At 68.0% G+C, this 17886-nt stretch carries 13 protein-coding genes and 1 riboswitch; of the genes, 6 read left to right on the top strand and 7 right to left on the bottom strand.

Translation table 11 applies throughout. The features are described 5' to 3' along the window. Positions 1 to 6: 6 nt before the first annotated feature. The 4 genes from BLU81_RS30890 to BLU81_RS30875 form a co-directional block, all read right to left on the bottom strand. Positions 7 to 1653: a Na+/H+ antiporter gene (locus BLU81_RS30890; protein ID WP_092549117.1), complete on the bottom strand. Its 1647-nt coding sequence runs from the start codon at positions 1651 to 1653 to the stop codon at positions 7 to 9. Positions 1654 to 1657: 4 nt separating this feature from the next. Continuing rightward, positions 1658 to 2185, bottom strand: coding sequence for a DUF4142 domain-containing protein (locus tag BLU81_RS30885; RefSeq protein WP_157751846.1), 528 nt, complete (start codon positions 2183 to 2185; stop codon positions 1658 to 1660). Between the two features lie 91 nt (positions 2186 to 2276). Then, the gene (ahcY, locus tag BLU81_RS30880) at positions 2277 to 3737 is read right to left on the bottom strand and encodes an adenosylhomocysteinase (protein ID WP_092549111.1); all 1461 of its coding nucleotides are present in this window, start codon (positions 3735 to 3737) and stop codon (positions 2277 to 2279) included. A 19-nt stretch (positions 3738 to 3756) separates the two neighbouring features. Next, positions 3757 to 3837: riboswitch (S-adenosyl-L-homocysteine riboswitch) on the bottom strand. Between the two features lie 30 nt (positions 3838 to 3867). Beyond that, the gene (locus BLU81_RS30875) at positions 3868 to 4761 is read right to left on the bottom strand and encodes a hypothetical protein (RefSeq protein ID WP_092549108.1); all 894 of its coding nucleotides are present in this window, start codon (positions 4759 to 4761) and stop codon (positions 3868 to 3870) included. A gap of 161 nt (positions 4762 to 4922) precedes the next feature. Here BLU81_RS30875 and BLU81_RS30870 point away from each other — a divergent pair, with 161 nt between their 5' ends. The 6 genes from BLU81_RS30870 (at position 4923) to BLU81_RS30845 (ending at position 12773) form a co-directional block, all read left to right on the top strand. Further along, entirely contained in the window at positions 4923 to 6512 is a 1590-nt protein-coding gene (locus tag BLU81_RS30870) for a methyl-accepting chemotaxis protein (RefSeq protein ID WP_092549105.1), read from the top strand. Between the two features lie 114 nt (positions 6513 to 6626). Further along, positions 6627 to 8615: a glycosyl hydrolase family 28-related protein gene (locus BLU81_RS30865; protein WP_092549102.1), complete on the top strand. Its 1989-nt coding sequence runs from the start codon at positions 6627 to 6629 to the stop codon at positions 8613 to 8615. Positions 8616 to 8750: 135 nt separating this feature from the next. Further along, the gene (locus tag BLU81_RS30860; protein ID WP_231953597.1) at positions 8751 to 9647 is read left to right on the top strand and encodes an NAD-dependent epimerase/dehydratase family protein; all 897 of its coding nucleotides are present in this window, start codon (positions 8751 to 8753) and stop codon (positions 9645 to 9647) included. A 183-nt stretch (positions 9648 to 9830) separates the two neighbouring features. Next, positions 9831 to 10370, top strand: coding sequence for a response regulator transcription factor (locus BLU81_RS30855; protein WP_231953596.1), 540 nt, complete (start codon positions 9831 to 9833; stop codon positions 10368 to 10370). A 116-nt stretch (positions 10371 to 10486) separates the two neighbouring features. Then, positions 10487 to 12454 (top strand): SMP-30/gluconolactonase/LRE family protein, encoded by a 1968-nt coding sequence (locus BLU81_RS30850; protein ID WP_092549093.1) that lies wholly within the window; start codon positions 10487 to 10489, stop codon positions 12452 to 12454. Positions 12455 to 12557: 103 nt separating this feature from the next. Further along, positions 12558 to 12773, top strand: a complete 216-nt coding sequence (locus tag BLU81_RS30845) for a DUF397 domain-containing protein (protein WP_092549090.1) — start codon at positions 12558 to 12560, stop codon at positions 12771 to 12773. Between the two features lie 51 nt (positions 12774 to 12824). Here BLU81_RS30845 and BLU81_RS30840 read toward each other — a convergent pair whose 3' ends face one another. From BLU81_RS30840 to BLU81_RS30830, 3 genes are all read right to left on the bottom strand, one after another. Next, complete coding sequence (locus tag BLU81_RS30840; protein ID WP_092549087.1) at positions 12825 to 14294, bottom strand: calcium-binding protein; 1470 nt, start codon at positions 14292 to 14294, stop codon at positions 12825 to 12827. Next, positions 14291 to 15883 carry an FG-GAP-like repeat-containing protein gene (locus BLU81_RS30835; RefSeq protein ID WP_172890650.1) on the bottom strand — a complete coding sequence of 531 codons (1593 nt, stop codon included), beginning with the start codon at positions 15881 to 15883 and terminating at the stop codon, positions 14291 to 14293. Before BLU81_RS30835 ends, BLU81_RS30840 begins: the two co-directional genes overlap by 4 nt. A gap of 371 nt (positions 15884 to 16254) precedes the next feature. Further along, entirely contained in the window at positions 16255 to 17868 is a 1614-nt protein-coding gene (locus tag BLU81_RS30830; RefSeq protein ID WP_092549081.1) for a rhamnogalacturonan lyase B N-terminal domain-containing protein, read from the bottom strand. Between the last annotated feature and the right edge of the window lie 18 nt (positions 17869 to 17886).

Genomic DNA, 17886 nt, shown 5'->3' with positions numbered 1-17886 from the left:
GAAGACCTAGTGGGTGCCCGGCCGCTTCGGCAGGACCAGTTCCTCGTGGTCCAGCTCGCGGTTGAGGACCCGCAGGTTGTCGTCACTGAGCCGGCCGGCATCGCGCCAGCGCAACAGCTCCTCGCGCTCGGCGTCGATGACGGCCTGGCGGACCGTCAGCGCGGCCTCGTACTGCGGGGACTGCGGTAGCTCCTGCGACTCGAACTGTTCGAGCAGGTCGAGTCGCCGGCGGTACCGGTCCAGGCGGACCTGGAGCTGCTTGCGCATCTGCTCGATCGCCTCGTCCTCGACGTTGTCGTGCTGCTCCTCCTGGATGTCGTCGAGCCGGTTGAGCGCGGCCTGGACGGCGGCCGACCGGGCCTCGTTGCGCAGCCGGGCCTTGTCCTTCTGGTCGGCGCGCAGGCCCAGCCAGCGGACCAGCGGCGCGAAGGTGAGGCCCTGGCCGACCAGGGTGACCAGCACGACGATCATGGCGCAGAAGACCAGCAGTTCCCGGTTCGGGAAGTCGTGCGGCAGCGCGAAGATGGCGGCCAGGGTGATCACGCCACGGGTACCGGCCCAGCTCAGGGCGGTCACCTCGCGGCCGTTGATCGGCTCCTCCTTCTTCACACCCTCCGGACAGTCCATGTCGTCGTCCTGCTGCCCGCCGAGACGCAGGTGCAGTTGGCGGGGCAGGAGCTGGGTGACGACCAGCCAGAGCGGCCGGATCAGCAGGACCGCGCCAAGGGTGATGGCCAGGGCGATGGTGATCGTGGTCCACGAGTAGTCGTTGAGCGCGCCCAGGATCGACTTGACCTGCTGGCCGATCAGCAGGAAGACGACGCCCTCCAGCAGGAAGTCGATCAGCCGCCAGACCGCGCTGGTCTGCAGGCGGCTCGCGCCGGTGGTGTACCGCGGAGTGTCGTGCCCGATCATCAGACCGGCGACCACGACCGCGAGCACGCCGGAGAGGTGCCAGTGCTCGGCCACCAGGAACGCGGCGAGCGGGGTGATGATCGACAGGGCGTTGGCGCTGAGCGGGTCGGACCGCAGCGGGCGCAGGAACCGCACGGTGTAGGCGACCGCGACACCGATCAGCACACCACCGGTGGCGGAGATGACGAACTGGCCGATCGCCGACGGGAACGAGAAGTTGCCGTCCTCCTGGGCGGCGATCGCCACGGTGAGCAGGGTCAGCGCGGTCGCGTCGTTGAGCAGGCCCTCACCCTGGATCAGGGTGATCAGTTTGGCGGGCAGGCCGGCCTTGCGGCCGACGGCCAGAGCGGCCACCGGGTCCGGCGGGGCGACCGCCGCGCCCAGGGCGACACCGGCGGCGAGGGTGGCGCCGGCCACCCAGTACGAGAAGCCGAAGCCGATCAGCAGGGCGGTGACCAGGACCAGAGCTACCGAAAGGCTGATCACCGTGCGCATGTTGCGCCGGATGTCGAGCAGTGAGGAGTCCAGCGCCGCGTTGTAGAGAAGGGGCGGCAGGATGAAGTACAGAATGATGTGCTCGTCCAGCACGAGGTTGTAGCCCGGTAAGTACGAGTAGACGATGCCGACCACCGTCAGTAGCACCGCGGCCGGGAGGCCGGTCTTGTCCGTCACCCAGTGGACCACGATGATCACCCCGACCGCGCTCAGGGCAAATAACAGGATCTCCTCGTAGCTCATACGATCATTCTCGCGGCAGGTCCAAGCCGAGTTGGTCGCGGGTTGTGGTCAGAGCCTCGCGATTCTGCTCGATGACGGGGGTCGCCGCCTCGACGATCCGCTGCACGGCCGGGTCGGTGGTGATCTTGAGCACGGTGCCGGCGAGCTTCGCGGCGCGCTCGTAATTCGTGATCTGGGTGGTGACGAAGAGGGTGTCGAACTCGGTCGCCGAGGCCGCCTTGTACTGCGCGGCGAGCTGCCGCTGTTCGGAGTTCGGCTCGTCCGGCAGGCTCACGTGCAAGTCCTCGGAAACCGCTCTGACCTGGGAATCCAGCTTCTTGTGGTAGCTCGCGAACCGCTTGCCGAGCTTGCGGACCGCCGAGCTCTCACCCTTGCGGGCGGCGATCTTCCCGGCCTTGATCTGGGCCAGGTTCCCCTGGTGCGCGGCGATCAGGAACTCGGCTTCGGGGCTGGCCGGACGGTTCGGGAGCCCGGCCGTCGCGGGCGCGGCGGGCACGATCGACAGCGCCGCGAAACCCAACGTAAAAATCATGTGACGCAAAGACATATTCGGAGCATAAGTGGGACAAGTCGGACTTTACTGAGGCGCGCCCGGCCGTCATCGGACGACCGGGCGCGACAGATCAGTAGCGGTAGTGCTCCGGCTTGAACGGGCCCGCGACGTCCACACCCAGGTACTCGGCCTGCTTCTTGGTGAGGGTCGTGAGGCGCACACCCAGCGCGTCCAGGTGCAGGCGAGCCACCTTCTCGTCCAGGTGCTTCGGCAGGACGTAGACCTGCTTGTCGTACTCGCCCGGCTTGGTCCACAGCTCGATCTGCGCCATCACCTGGTTGGTGAAGGAATTCGACATCACGAAGCTGGGGTGACCGGTGGCGTTGCCCAGGTTCATCAGGCGTCCCTCGGAGAGCACGATCACCGAGTGACCGTCCGCGAAGCGCCACTCGTGGACCTGCGGCTTGATCTCGACCTTCTCGATGCCGGCGACCTTGGCCAGACCGGCCATGTCGATCTCGTCGTCGAAGTGGCCGACGTTGCCGACGATGGCGTTGTGCTTCATCGCGGCCAGGTGCTCGGCGGTGATGATGTCGGTGCCACCGGTCGTGGTGATGAAGATGTCCGCCGAGGCGACGACGTCTTCGAGCCGGACCACCTGCATGCCGTCCATGGCCGCCTGCAGCGCGCAGATCGGGTCGACCTCGGTGACGACGACGCGGGCGCCCTGGCCACGCAACGTCTCCGCCGAGCCCTTGCCGACATCGCCGTAACCACAGACCACGGCCAGCTTGCCGCCGAGCATCACGTCGGTCGCCCGGTTCAGGCCGTCGACCAGCGAGTGGCGGATGCCGTACTTGTTGTCGAACTTGCTCTTGGTGACCGCGTCGTTGACGTTGATCGCCGGGAAGAGCAGCGTGCCCTCCTTGGCCAGCTTGTACAGCCGGGCCACACCGGTGGTGGTCTCCTCGGTGACACCCTTGATCTCGGCCGCGATCTTGGTGAAGCGGTCCTTCGAGGTCGCGAGGCTGGCACGCAGGGTGTCCAGGATGATCGAGTACTCGTGGCTGTCGTTCTCGGTGGTCTGCGGCACCGCGCCGGCCGCCTCGAACTCGACACCCTTGTGCACGAGCAGGGTGGCGTCACCGCCGTCGTCGAGGATCATGTTCGGGCCCTGGCCGTCGCTGAACTCGAACAGCCGCATGGTGGCCCACCAGTACTCCTCCAGCGACTCGCCCTTCCAGGCGAAGACCGGGACACCGGCCGGGGCGTCGACCGTGCCGGTCGGGCCGACGACGGTGGCGGCGGCCGCCTCGTCCTGGGTGGAGAAGATGTTGCAGGACACCCAGCGCACCTCGGCGCCGAGCGCGACCAGCGTCTCGATCAGGACCGCGGTCTGCACGGTCATGTGCAGCGAGCCGGCGATCCGGGCACCACGCAGCGGCTTGGAGTCGCCGAACTCGGTGCGCAGGGACATCAGGCCGGGCATCTCGTGCTCGGCGAGACGGAGCTGGTGACGACCCGCCTCAGCCAGCGAGAGGTCGGCTACCGCGAAGTCGAGACCGTTGACGGATCGAAGTTTGTCGCTCATGAAAAGAGGGCTCCTCCCTCATCAGGAGGCGCCCTTGAGTCGTCGTGAGCCCGGCCGAGCGTGGCGGACGTCGTTGTCCGTTGCAGCGCCTCTCGGCGGACAAAGCAACGATAGCCTCTGCCCGGCAAGATCACATCCGTCTGAGAGTTCCGTCGGTGTCCGTAATCACATACGTACCGTCACCGAGCGGTGTCAGATCGTACTCATCAATGGTTGAAATGCCCATTTCGCCCTTTATATCCCCGGTCCTGGCGTCAACCGTGAAGTGCTTCCACCAGTTCTCCTCGTCCTCGCCGCGGACGACCGCGATGATCGTCTCGCCGTCCAGGAAGCCGGGACTCCACTCGATGTAGACCTCGTCGTCGGAGTCGAACCCGAAATCCGCGACGGTGACCCGGAACAGGACCTCCCCGCCGGGGAACGCGTGCACGGCCAGATCCTCCGAGTCGTGGGCGACGGTCACGAACCGGGTCTCGTCCGGCGAGACACCACACAGCGAGCGGTCGTCCCAGCCGAAGTCCCGCGGTTCGATTCCCGGCCCGGCCAGATAGATCCGCAGACCGTCCTGACCCTCGCCGACCTCCAGCATCATCCGGCCGTCCCGCAGCGGGTACTGGTCGCCGCCGTGACCCACCGTCGGAAGCGTGTGCCGAGCCCGCAGCTCGCCGGTGACCGCGTCCAGCGCGATCCACGCGTCGTCACCGCGGTCGGCCATCGCGTTCGGCACGTACACCCAGACCAGGGAGTCGTCGGCGGACAGTGCCACGTCGGTGTAGGCGACACCCCGCTTCGGCCCGCGCTCACCCAGGTCGAAACGCCACTGTTCGCGCCCCTCCGGATCGACGCGCAGCACCGCCCGGTCGGTCGCGTAGATCAGCTGGTCGCCCGGGTTCGTGACGGTGTGCCCCTCGCTTCCCGGCTCCTGGAAGGTGCTCCGTGGCGGCACGGGGAAGGTTCGCACCAGGGTGAGGTCGGCGTCGTAGACCTCGACCAGATGGTTCAGCTTTCGGGAGAATGCGCGCACGCGGGCAGTTTAAGTGGGGTTCCGTCGGCGCGGTGACGTGCTGGTGATCAACAGGGGCGGCGAGCGGGTGGCCGGGCTTCGCCCAATGTTCACCTTTGCGTGACTAATTCCTTGCTTTCGGTCACCGATGGAACGGTACTGACAGTCAAGGAAGGTTGAACATGTCCGTTAACCGTGGGCTCGGGCAATGGTGCCGAAACCGCAAGGTCTCCACCAAGGTGCTCACGGTCGCGGGCGTAGCCGTCGCCGGGACCCTCGCGACCGGGGCGATCAGCCTGGTCGGCATCAACCAGTTGCAGAGCGATCGGAACACCGAGATCGCCGAGGTGCTGCCGTACAGCACCAACCTGAACAGTGCCGCCCTGCTCGCGAAGGCGGCCGCCAACGACGAACGTGGCTTCCTGCTCAAGGGCGACACCAAATTCAGCGACGAGGCGCTCGCCCGCAAGGACAAGGTCGACGCATTGCTCGCCGCCGCCAAGGGGGTCGCCGACTCCAGCGCGTCGGCCGCCCGCATCGACGCGATCCAGACCGCCACCGACGCCTGGTTCGACGCCCTGGAGTCGGAGTTCGCGCTCTACGAGTCGAAACCCCAGACGGCGATCAACCTGGCGCTGAACGAGAACCGGGAGCTGCGCAAGGCGTACGAGGGCCTGATGACGCAGGAGATCGAGTACGCCGACGCGGCGCTGCTGCAGGGCCGGGAGTTCGACACCAAGGCGGAACGGACCGGCAGTACGGTCGTGGTGGTGCTGGTCGTGGCGCTGTTGCTGGCGATCGTCAGCGCCCTGTTCGTGGCCCGTCTGATCGTGCAGCCGTTGCGGCGGGTCGGCCGGGTCCTGGACCAGGTGGCCGAGGGTGACCTCTCCGGCGATCCGCAGGTGGACCAGCGCGACGAGGTGGGCCAGATGGCGGACGCGCTGCGCCGGGCCAACGGCACGCTCCGGCGGACCGTCACCGACCTGGCCCTGAACTCGCGCAAGCTGGCCGACGAGTCCGAGAGCCTGGCCCGGACCAGCCGCAACAGCGCGTCCAGCGCCGACCTGGGCGCTGCACAGGCCGCCACGGTCGCCGAGTCGGCCGCCATCATGTCGTCGAACATCCAGACGGTCGCGGCCGGGGCTGAGGAGATGGGCGCGTCGATCCGGGAGATCAGCGAGAGCGCCACCCAGGCCGCTCAGGTCGCGTCCCGCGCGGTCGGCGTCACCGCGAGCACCAGCACCGTGATGGCCAAGCTGAACGAGTCGTCGGCCGAGATCGGCGACGTGATCAAGACGATCACCGCGATCGCCGAGCAGACCAACCTGCTCGCCCTGAACGCCACCATCGAAGCGGCCCGCGCCGGTGAGCTGGGCAAGGGCTTCGCCGTGGTGGCCAGTGAGGTCAAGGAACTCTCCCAGGAGACCGCCCGGGCCACCGAGGACATCGGCCAGCGGGTCGCCGCGATCCAGGCCGACACCGCCGGCGCGGTCGCGGCGATCGCGGAGATCAGCGAGATCATCGGGCGGATCAACGACTTCCAGACCACGATCGCGTCCGCGGTCGAGGAGCAGACGGTGACCACGAACGAGATGAGCCGCAACGTCAGCGAGGCCGCACAGGCCGGCAGCCGGGTCGCGGACACCATCAACGCGGTCGCCTCGTCGGTGCGGCAGACCACCGCCGGGGTCGCCGAGACGGACCGGGCGGCCACCGACCTGGCCGGGATGTCCGGCGACCTGCGGCAGATCGTGGACAGGTTCAAGCTCTGATTTTGCTGGTTACTGCAAGAAATGAGCAGATCAATGAAAGACATAGACGGACTCTTGTGAGTTAGATCACCGGACATCTATCGTCGGCTCACCGTCTCTCCTCTGGAGCCTTCGATGTCCAACGTCTCGTGGCGGATCAGCGCTCCACCGCGCTGGTCCGCCCTGATCCTCGGTCTGGTGGCCGGGGTGACCGGCCCCGCGCTTCCGGCCACTGCCGCGCCCGTGCCGGTGGTCACCCGTGCCGCCCTCGACCCTTCGCTCACCGCCGGGCGCGGTGCGAACGTCGCCTTCCTGGAACAGGAGGCCGAGAACGCGGCCACCAACGGCACCGTGATCGGACCGGACCGCACCGCCTACACGCTGCCGGCCGAGGCGTCCGGCCGGTCCGCGGTCACCCTCGACGCGAACGAATGGGTGGAGTTCACCCTGCCGAGAGCCGCCAACGCGATCACCGTGCGGTACAGCATCCCGGACTCGGCGACCGGCGGCGGGATCACCGCGCCACTGACCGTCAAGACCCGGCTCGGCGCCCGCACGATGGCGCTGACCTCGGAATACTCTTGGCTTTACAACCAGTATCCGTTCACTGACGACCCGCAGGCCGGGCTGCTGCACCCGGACTGGTGGATCACCGAATGTCAGTGTGTGCCGGTCGAGACCAGCCCTGCGCCGGTGATCAACAAGCCGTTCCGGGCCGCCCGGTTCTACGACGAACAGCGGCTGCTGCTCGGGCACACCTACCGGGCCGGTGACAAGATCCGGCTGATCGCGCGGACCGTGCCGACCACCATCGACCTGCTCGACTCGGAGCTGGTGGGACCGCCGAAGCTCGACCTGACCGCGGTGAACGTGCTGGCCTTCGGGGCCGACCCGACCGGGCGACACGACGCCGCACCGGCCATCGAGCGGGCCATCGCGTACGCCAAGAAGGTCCACCGCCGGGTCTATCTCCCGCCGGGCGTCTTCCAGGTGAACCGGCACATCGTCGTCGACGACGTGACGATCACCGGGGCCGGCAACTGGTACACGATCGTCAAGGGCCGCTCGGTCGCGCTGAGTGAACCAGCGCCGGACGGATCGATCCACACCGGCGTCGGCTTCTACGGCAAGTACGCGGCCGACGGGGGCAGCCGCGACGTGCACCTGTCCGATTTCGCCATCGAGGGCGATGTCCGGGAGCGGATCGACACCGACCAGGTCAACGGGATCGGCGGCGCGATGAGCGACTCGACGATCGACGGCCTGCACATCCGGCACACCAAGGTCGGCCTCTGGTTCGACGGCCCGATGTCGAACGTCAGGGTCACGAACAACGTGATCGTCGACCAGGTCGCCGACGGCCTGAACTTCCACACCGGGGTGACGGACTCGCTGGTCCGCGGCAACTTCCTGCGCAACACCGGTGACGACGCGCTGGCTGCCTGGTCGGAGACGATCACCGACTCTGGCAACGTCTTCGACCACAACACGATCCAGACGCCGACCCTGGCCAACGGCATCGCGATCTACGGCGGCGAGAACACCACGGTCTCGAACAACCTGATCGCCGACCCGGTCCGGGAGGGCAGCGCCCTGCACGCCGGAACCCGGTTCGGGGCCGAACCATTCACCGGGCACCTGCTGTTCCGGAACAACACCACGGTGCGGGCCGGGACCCAGGAACTGAACTGGCGCATCGGGCTCGGCGCGATCTGGTTCTACGCGCTGCAGGGCACCATCGCCGCGGATGTGCGGGTGACCGGCGACCACTACCTGGACAGCACCTACAACGCGGTCATGCTGGTGGCCGACTGGCCGGTCAAGGACCTCTACTCGATCGACGAGATCAAGTTCAAGGACATCCGGATCGACGGTACGGGTACCAGCGTCCTGAGCGCACGGGCCGGCGGCTCGGCCTCGTTCGAGAACGTCGACGCCCGCAACGTCGGCGCGGTCGGCGTGAACAACTGCGGCCGGTTCCTCTTCACCCCGGCCGGCTCCGAGTTCACCCTCACCGATCGGGGCCGCAACGACGGCGGCTGGCTCGGCCCGTACCTGCCGAACGTGATCACGTGCGACGACCGCCCCCCGGTGGTCCCGCCACCGGCACCCGCACGCTGGTGACCAGCACGCGGCCGTGACGACCACAGAGTGTCGTCACGGCCGCGCCCAGTGATACCCGTACGAGCAGTTGGTTTTCGGGTGTATTGCTTAGGTAGCCTGGGCGGCGCTGCAGGACTGCCAGAGATGGGAAGTACGTTGAGCCGAACACTGTTGGTCACCGGTGGTGCCGGATTCGTCGGTAGCTCCTTGATCAAGTCGCTGCTGAACGACTTTCCGGACGCGACGGTGATCTCGCTGGACAACTACTTCACCGGCACCCCGGAGAACCACGTCCACGATCCGCGGGTCAGTTACATCGACGGCTCGACGGCCGACATCGCCAAGATCTGGGCCGACCGTGGTTTCCCGGCACCCGAGATGGTCTTCCACCTCGGTGAGTACTCGCGGATTCCCCAGTCGTTCGAAGACCACGATCTGACCTGGGACTTCAACCTCCTCGGCACCAAGGAGGTCGTCAAGTTCACGGCCGGCCACGGGGCGAAGCTGATCTACGCCGGGTCCAGCTCGAAATTCGGCAATGACGGTGAGGACGAGAACCTCAATCCGTACGCGTGGACCAAGGCCAAGAACATCGAGTACATCAGGAACTACTCGAACTGGTTCGGGCTGGACTACGCGATCGCCTACTTCTACAACGTCTACGGCCCCGGCCAGATCACCCAGGGCAAGTACGCCACCGTGATCGGCATCTTCGAGCGGCAGTACCTGGCCGGTGAGCCGCTGACCGTGGTCTCCCCGGGCACGCAGACACGTGACTTCACCCACATCGACGACATCGTCCGTGGCCTGGTCCTGGTCGCCCGCAGCGGCTCCGGCGACGGTTACCTGCTCGGCACCGGCTCCGAGTGGCCGATGGCCGAGGTCGCCGGGATGTTCGGCACCGGCTTCACGCTGATCCCGGAGCGCCGGGGCGAGCGGGTCCGCGGCCAGGCCGACACCACCAAGGCGAACAGCCTCGGCTGGCACCCGCAGAACCGGCTCGACGACTACATCGCCGGTTTCATCGCCGCCAACCCGAGCATGGTGGCTTGAGGCGCGGACCGCGCCTGAAGTAACCACACCGAATTCCGAGGCATGATCCGGCGCTGGCGGGGCATTCGGGGCCTTATGCGGAACGGGATCAGCATCGTCGTCATCTCGGGCCACCCCGCACTCGTGCGTGGCCTGCAACAGTCTCTGCCTGCGGCAACGGGCGGCCGGGTCACCGTGACCGGGGTGGATGACGGCTCGGAGCTGGCCGGTTCGGTGCGGGAGGCCGACCCGGACGTGGTCCTGGTCGACCTGCAGCCGCCCACCGGACTGCCTGCTGTCGCCGCGGCACGCGCCGCCGTCCCGCAAGCCCGGATCCTGGCCATCGGCGGCGACGACCCGGGCACCCCGATCGAGGCGCTGCGGGCCGGAGCATCCGGGGTGGTGCCCCGTGGCGACGACGCGATCCCGCCGCTGCTGGCCGCGCTGGAAGGCTGGGCGGTCGTGCCGGTCCCGCTGCTCAACTCACTGGTGGAACGCGCCGGTCCGATCGAGCGAGCCGGGGCGGTGGAGCCGGGCGGGCAACCGGTGACCGACCACCTCGACGAACCCGACCGCCGGCTGCTGCGGTTGATCGCCACCGGCTCGTCGACGAGCGACATCGCCGGGATGCTGCACGTGTCGGACCGGACGGTCAAGCGACTGACCGCCGCGCTGCTGCGCAAACTGCACGTCTCCAGCCGTACCGAAGCCGCTGCTCTAGCCGGCAGCGCCGGCCTCGTCTGACACGCATCCGGCGACGCGTGGCCACGTCGACGACGGCGTGGCCAAGCGTCGCGCCGTTACGGGACCGTACTTTCGGTTGATCCGCATCGGTCGATCCGAAAATTAGGATCTTGTCCATGCGTTCCTCCCGGGCCGTGCTGGCGGCAACGGTTCTTGCCGGTTCCACCACATTGGCCGTCCAACTTTCGACCGGGGTCGCCTCGGCCGCCCCGATCTCCCTGCCGGTCACCTCGGTGGGCGGCGTCGTCGTCGACGGTGCTCATCAGCGGCTCTTCCTCAGCGATCCGGCCACCGGCGAGATCATCGCCACCGACTACTCCGGCGCCGTGCTGGATCGTGAGCCCGGCCTGCCCGGAGTGCGCGGGCTGGCACTGTCGCGGGACTCGAACATCCTCTATGCCGCGGTGGACGGAGCCGGTGCCATCGCCACCTTCGCGACCGAGACCCTGACCGAGATCACCCGGTACCCATTGGGCGCGGACGTGTTCCCGGGCAAGGTGGCAGTGACCGGCGACCGGATCTGGTTCGGTTACGACCGGGGGACCACCGAGGCCACCGGCAACTTCGGGTCGCTGGACGCCGACGGGACGGTTCGCCTGCACGAACGGTCCAGCGGTGAGCAGCTCTATCCGGGCGCGCCCAACCTGTTCGCCGACGACACGACCCTTCTTGTCGCCCCGGACGGCGTCGGCTACGGGATGGACGATCACATCCGCACCTTCGACGTCTCCGGCGCGGTGGAGAAGCCGTTGACAATGGAGTACGGCAATCGCCTCGATGTCCGGGACGCCGATTTCACCGCGGACGGAACCCGGGTGTTCCGGGTCGGCTGGCTCGGCTTCTGCCGCGTCGACCTCAACGATGCCACCACCTCCACCCGGCTGTGGGACCGTTCGACCCCGGACCAGATCGACATCGCCGCGGACGGCAGCATCGCCCTCGGATCCGGCAACGGCGTCTACGTCCGCAGCCCCGACGGTGAGACGGAACAGTGGTCGGCCTCGCTGGCCGCGACGCCGGTGCCGGACGGCCTGCACTGGCAGCCCGGAACCGAGCGGCTCCTCGCGGTGACCGAGAGCCGGTCCGGCTTCGACGTCTCCTACGCCCTCGAATCCGTCGTCGAGCCCCCGCCGGCGCCACCGTCCCCGACACCCAGCACGGTGACGATCCCGGCCGGCGCGGAGATCACGCTGTCCGCACCGGCGACGGTCGTCAACGGCCGGAAAGCGACCTTCAGCGGAACCACGACCGGGCTTCCGATCGGGCACACGCTGACGGTCACCCGCGCCGACGAGAACCGGCCGGGACTCGAACCCGAGACGATCGGGCGGCCGGCACTGAACAGTGACGGGTCGTTCACCTTCACCGACCTGCCGCCGGGACTGAGCACCTACCTCTACCGGGTCAGCTATGCCGGGAACATGGAGCAGACCGCCAAGGTCAAGGTCACCCAGTTCACCCCGGCACTGAGCCTGGACAAGCACGGATCGGTCCAGAAGTACGAGGCGACGGTGACGGTGACCGCGACGCTCGGCAAGACCTATGCGAACCGGGCCGTCGAGATCTGGGTCGACGACGTGACCAGCTTCTACCTGCTCAAACGGGCGACGGTGAACAGCGCCGGCAAGGTCAGCGCCAGCTACAAGATCCAGAAAAACGTCACCTTCACCGCAAAATTCACCGGCGATCAGGAGTACGCGGCCCGCTCGGTGACTTCCCGGGTCTACGCCAAGGTCTCGGTGGTCAACGGGGTCAAGGGCCACTACAAGACCAAGAAGATCGGGAAGACGAAGTACTACCATTTCCGGAAGACGGCGGACCCGTACTTCAACGTGACCATGACCCGTCATCCGGGGCGCCATCAGTACTCCGTCATCCAACGGTATCGGAGTGGCAAGTGGACGGCCTTCGCCGACGACTACTTCCCGCTGGACCGGTACGGGAAGTCCACGGTGCGGTTCGCGGGAACCTACCCGGCTGGATCCAAATGGCGGTTCCGGACCGCGTACATCTACAGCGGCAGTGGCGACGAGGCCAACTACACCACGTACGGAGCCTGGAACTACTTCACCTACACGAAGTGACCCACTGACTTAACCGTCGTCAAGTAACACCTGCCTGTCGCCTGTTCGCGGCCTCCTCCGGACCGGGGGAGGCCGTCTAGGTTGAGGGGCAGGAGGTGGCCCGATGTCACAGAAGTCCTATGCGGACACGTTCGACGCCGACAGCGCGGAGTGGCTGCGAGCCGAAGGCGCCGGGATGGAGCACGTGGAGATCTCCCGGCTGCCCGACGGAGGCGCCGCGATGCGCAACTCCAGCGACCCGGGCACGGTCCTCTTCTTCACCCGGGCCGAATGGGAGGCGTTCACCGGTGGTGTCGACGACGGGGAGTTCGACCTCTGACACGGAGGAAGGGCCGGTCGTGATGACCGGCCCTTCCCGTCGTACCGCTGATCAGTTGCCGGTCTCGCAGTTCACCTGTTCGCCGGTGGCCTGGCCGTAGTCGAGCAGGCAGGCGTCCACACCGTCACCGCCGTCGAAGGCGTAACGGTTGTACGCCTCCGGGCCGCCGTAGTAGAGCTTGTCGTCCCCGGCTTCGCCGTAGATCTTGTCGACGCCGGTTCGTGAGCCGTCGTTGGCGTACAGGGTGTCGTTCCCGCCGCCGCCCCGGATCACGTCCGCGCCGCCCGATCCGTAGATCGTGTTGGCGCTGGAGTTGCCGGTCAGCACGTCGTCGCTCCAGCCACCGAACAGGTTCTCGACGTCGGCGCCGATGCTGTCCCGTTCGCCGGTGGAACCGTCGTCACCGGTCTGGCCGTCCGGGTCGGCACGCACCGGGACCAGGCGCTGGTCGTACCGGACCGCGTCGACTCCCGCGCCACCGGCCATCACGTCGTCACCGAAGTCGCCGGTCAGCTCGTCGTTCCCGGCGGCGCCGTAGAGACTGTCGTTCCCGTCCTCGCCGTGCAGGTAGTCGTCGCCGCCCAGCCCGTGCAGGGTGTCGTTGCCCCCACCGCCGCCCAGGTAGTTGTGGCTGCTGTTGCCGGCCAGCCAGTCGTTGCCCCCGCCGCCGGTGAGGCTCTCGACGTCGGAGCTGATCGAGTCACCCTCGCCCGCCTGGCCGTCGTCGCCGATCGCGCTGTCCAGGTCGGCGACGATCCGTTTGGACCGGGAGCCGTAGTCGACCGAGTCGGAGCCGGCGCCGCCGCGGATGGCGTCCCGGCCCAGGCCGTCGTAGCCGCTTTGCTGGAAGCTGTCGGAACCGGCATCACCGTAGAGGACGTTCCGGCCATTGCCCTCGGTGAACGAGTCATCGCCGGGGCCGCCGTGCGCCATGTCGTCACCCGACCACGGGTCGATCCGGTCGTTGCCCTCCTGCCCCCAGATCGTGTCCCGGTTCTGCCCACCGCGCAGATCGTCGTCGCCGGGGCCGCCGTAGACGACGTTGGTGCCGTCGCCCCCGAAGATGTAGTCGTTGCCGCCGTTGCCCCAGATCGTGTCGGTGCCGTCGCCGCCGAACAGGTTCTCGCCACGCGACCCACCGATGATCTTGTTGGTGCCGCTGCCGGCCCGGATCCAGAGCGGCAGATCGCTGCGGTTCACGATGGTGTCGTTCTTGTCGTAGGTCCGGATGCTGCCACCGGCGGGCGTGCCCGGTGTCGTACAGGTGACCCGGGTCTTGTCGCCCTTGACCTGCTTGCAGCCCTTGCCCGGTTTCAGGGTCACCCGGTCGTCGACCGTGATCGTCCGGCCGGAGCGGGTGATCGTCACGTGGTTGACCCGCTTCGCCGCGGCCGCGAACGTGATTTTGCTACCGCTCACGACCTTGACGGTTCCGACACTCGCGGCCTCGGCCGGGCCGCTGACGACCAACCCGGCGAGCACGGCGGCGGAGACCGCGGTCGCCACCGAACGCCTGCTCATCGCGCCACCTGCCCGCCGTAGTGGACGCCGAGTTCGGCGCCGAAGAACCGGCCGTTGGTCACGGTCGCGTTGCCCAGCCCGGCATGACCTCCGAGGAACCGGGTGACGGTGCCCGAGCCGTAGCCGGCCGTGTCGGCCGGGACCACCTCGCCGGGGCTGCCCACCAGCGCGTCCAGGCCGCCACTGCCGTTGAGGTTCAGCAGCGCCACCGACCGGCCGAACTCGTCGCCGGTTTCGGGGCTGTCCGGAACCCCGGCCGACGCCTGGGTCAGGGTCTGGGACTTGACGCCGGTCAGGCCCTTTGCGGAGCCGCGCAGCAGCACGACCGCGCCCGCGGTCTTGTTCTCGTCGGGCACGCTGACCAGTACGTCGGCCCGGCCGTCGAGGGTCACGTCACCGACCACGACGTCGCTGCCGAAGCGGTCGCCGTCCTCCGCCGCGCCGGCCACCCCGGCACTGTTCTGGGTGATCACGATGGCGCCCTTGGCGTTCAGGCCGGTGGACCGGCCCGGAACGGTGAACACCGCCCCGGCGGTGACGTGGTTGCCCACCTGTGCGCCGGAGGCGCCGACGACGACCTCGCCGTACCCGTCGCCGTTGACGTCCCCGATCGCCACGGCGTCGCCGATCTCCCAGAGGTAGGAGTTCTTCAGCTTGGCCGTCTTGGTGATCAGGCCACCGCTCAGCGCGGTCACCTTCTTCAGCGACACCCCCGCGGCGCCGCCCCAGAACTGGGTGATGGTTCCGCTGCCCATCCAGGTCTGGGAGTCCTCCGCGCTCTTGTGCTGCGCGCTGACGACCAGCTCCTGGAATCGGTTCTTGTCGACCCGGCCGATCGCCAGCGCCATGCCGAAGTGGTCGCCGGTCTTCGAGACGCCGGGGACCCCGGCGGTGCTCTGGCTGATCCAGCGGGCGCCGGTGGTGGTGACCCCGGAGACCCCGCCCTTGAGCACGACGACCGCGCCGGCCTCCTTCTGGGTGCCGATCTTCTTCAGCGGGACGCCGATCGCCAGGTCGTCCCGGCCGTCACCGGTGATGTCACCGGCCGCCAGCGAGAACCCGAAGAAATCCGACTGCGTGGACGTGCCGGGCACTCCCGCGGTGCTCTGGTTGAAGTGCTTCGCTCCGCTTATCCGCAGCCCGCCCGACCCGCCCGGGATCACCCAGACAGCGCCCGCCTGATAGCCCATCCGGCGCAGATCGGGCTCGTTGTCGTCGCCGATCACCAGGTCGTCGTACCGGTCGCCGTTGAAATCACCGACCGTCATCGACCAACCGAAACCGCTGTTCGCCCAGCCCGGGATCTCGGTGCGCAGGACGTCACGGTGCGCCGCCGACGAGTAGGAGACGGCCACTCCGGAGTAGCTGAAGACGGCGACGTCGTCCCGGCCGTCACCGTCGAAGTCGGCTCGGGTGGGGCCCTTGCCGGTGACCGGTTTCGCGGTGACCGGGGTGCGTTCCGACAACAGCCGGACGCCGTCGCGAACGGTCTCCGTCGTGATCGGTGCCGCGGTGGCGGCCTCGCCGGTGGTCATCAACATCGTGGTGACGGCGACCGCCGTGGCGAGCACGGCGCGCGTGTGATTCATGGATGCTCCTCGAAACTTCAGGAGCAGCAGATTACGCATCGACGCATCTACCGGTGTGCCCTTCGATGGGCCGCCGGATCACGATTAGGCGACGATCCGCTGGCGTTGCGACGTACCGGGTCCGGCTCGCCCTTTTTGGTGACCATTTGGGGTCCCTGACCACCGCATTCGGCCCGGCGCCCGCGAGTCGGCCGTCCGTCCGGCGGACCTCGCGAGGCCGAGGCGTGCGGGGTGGCTTGCGGTTGCTGAGCCCCTCTGGCGTACCAGAAAAGGTTCAGAATCAGAGAAGGAGCACCGGTCGTCCGTGACCAGTGCTCCCTCCGTTTCCGGACGTTCACGCGGCCTGGCGGGGCGGCGTGAACGTCCGGGGATCAGGCGGGGTCGAGGGCCAGCGCGTCGAAGATGAAGTTCGGGCTGAGGAACGTCTCGCCGCTGCTGCCGCTCACCACCGAGATCGACAGGGTGTTGGTGCCGATCTTCAGGGCGCTCGCCGGGATCGAGTACGTGTAGGTGGTGTTGATGCCGCGCCACGTGCCGCGGGTGACGTTGCGGGAGTTCAGGTTCACCGGGGTCGGAGAGGCCGACGCGGGGGACGTGTAACTGCCGATCGCGACGGCGGGACGGCCACCGGCGAAGGTCGACGTGGTGGCGATGCGCAGTTTGACGCCGTTCGCCGGGACCGATGACAGGGTGAAGTTCAGCGCGGCCGGGGAGTTGACCGACTTGAACTCGGCCATCGGGAACTTCGACGCGCCGTTCGCCACGCTGTAGCTGCTCGCCTTCCACGCCGACATCCGGGAGTCCGACGGGTGCATCGTCTCGATCTTGTCGGCGTTGAGGAAACCGGCCGGGGTGCCGTCGAAGGTGCCCAGCTGGAACAGCGTGCCGGCGGCCGGGACGTTGCCGGTCATCGCCAGGGTGCCCGTCGCGCCGGCCGTCACGGTGATCGACTTGGTGGCGCCGACCGCCAGCTCACCGGCGTACAGAGTCGCGGTGTAGGTGCCCGGCTTGACGTGGCCGATCACGAACTGGCCGGACTTGACCTGGCCCCAGTACTGGCCGTTCGGGCCGGCCAGGGCGACGGTGGCCTTGAGGCCGTTCCAGGTGCCGGACGCGGTGCCGCTGACACCGCCGCGCTGCGCGTTCGACAGCATCCCGGGGATGAACGAGGCGAGGAAGTCCATGCTGCGGGCGGTCGGTGCCTCGCCGTTGGTGAGGCTCAGCGCGTACGGCCCGTGCAGGCCCAGTCGCAGTGCCTCGGTCTGCTGGTGGCCGCTGAACATGTAGTGGGTGATGTTGACGGCGCTGCCGGTGTCGTTGACCTCGATGTCCCGGAAGAACGGGCCGCCCGAGGTCATGTCGGTGTACGCCGGGAGGATGAACGCGCCGTGCCCGGTGCCGCTGGCTCCGAACGGCTGCTGCGCGATCAGCCGCTGCGAGCTGTAGAACTTCGACGCGGTGCGGCCCGCGGAGTTCGAGAAGACGTCCGAGCCCTCGACGGTGGTGGTGAAACCACTGGTCTTGGCCCCGGCCGGTGACGTGGTCAGCAGCGACGGCTTGAGCCGGGCGATGAAACGGGCCTCACCCGGGTTCAGGGCCTTGCTGATGTTGGTCGCCATGTAGACCGTGTTGTCGTTCTTGCGGGCGAAGTAGTACTGCGTCACGCCGGTCGACGCGCTCGCCACACTCACCAGGATCGACGCGCCACTGTTGAAGGTCTTGCTGGTCACCGTGGCCGTCGAGAAGCCGGACTCGAACTGGCCGGCGGCGAAACCGGACGCGGTCATCTCGGTGCCGTTGTGCTTCAGCGACGTCATGTTGCCGTTGTCGCCGTTGATCGTGAACGCCAGGCCGGTGCCGGTGTCGAAGCTGACGTTCGCGGCCGCGTTCGCCCAGGGCTGGCCGACACCCAGCAGACCGGCTCCGGCCAGTACCGCCGTCGAGGCGAGGCCGACGGCCAGAGCTTTACGGCTTTTGCGTGACATGTGACCACCTAGGGGAGC

This window comes from Actinoplanes derwentensis, from assembly GCF_900104725.1.
GTDB classification, from domain to species: domain Bacteria; phylum Actinomycetota; class Actinomycetes; order Mycobacteriales; family Micromonosporaceae; genus Actinoplanes; species Actinoplanes derwentensis.
The sequence above is the reverse complement of the archived record's forward strand: the minus strand, read 5'-3'. Positions and strand labels throughout refer to the sequence as shown.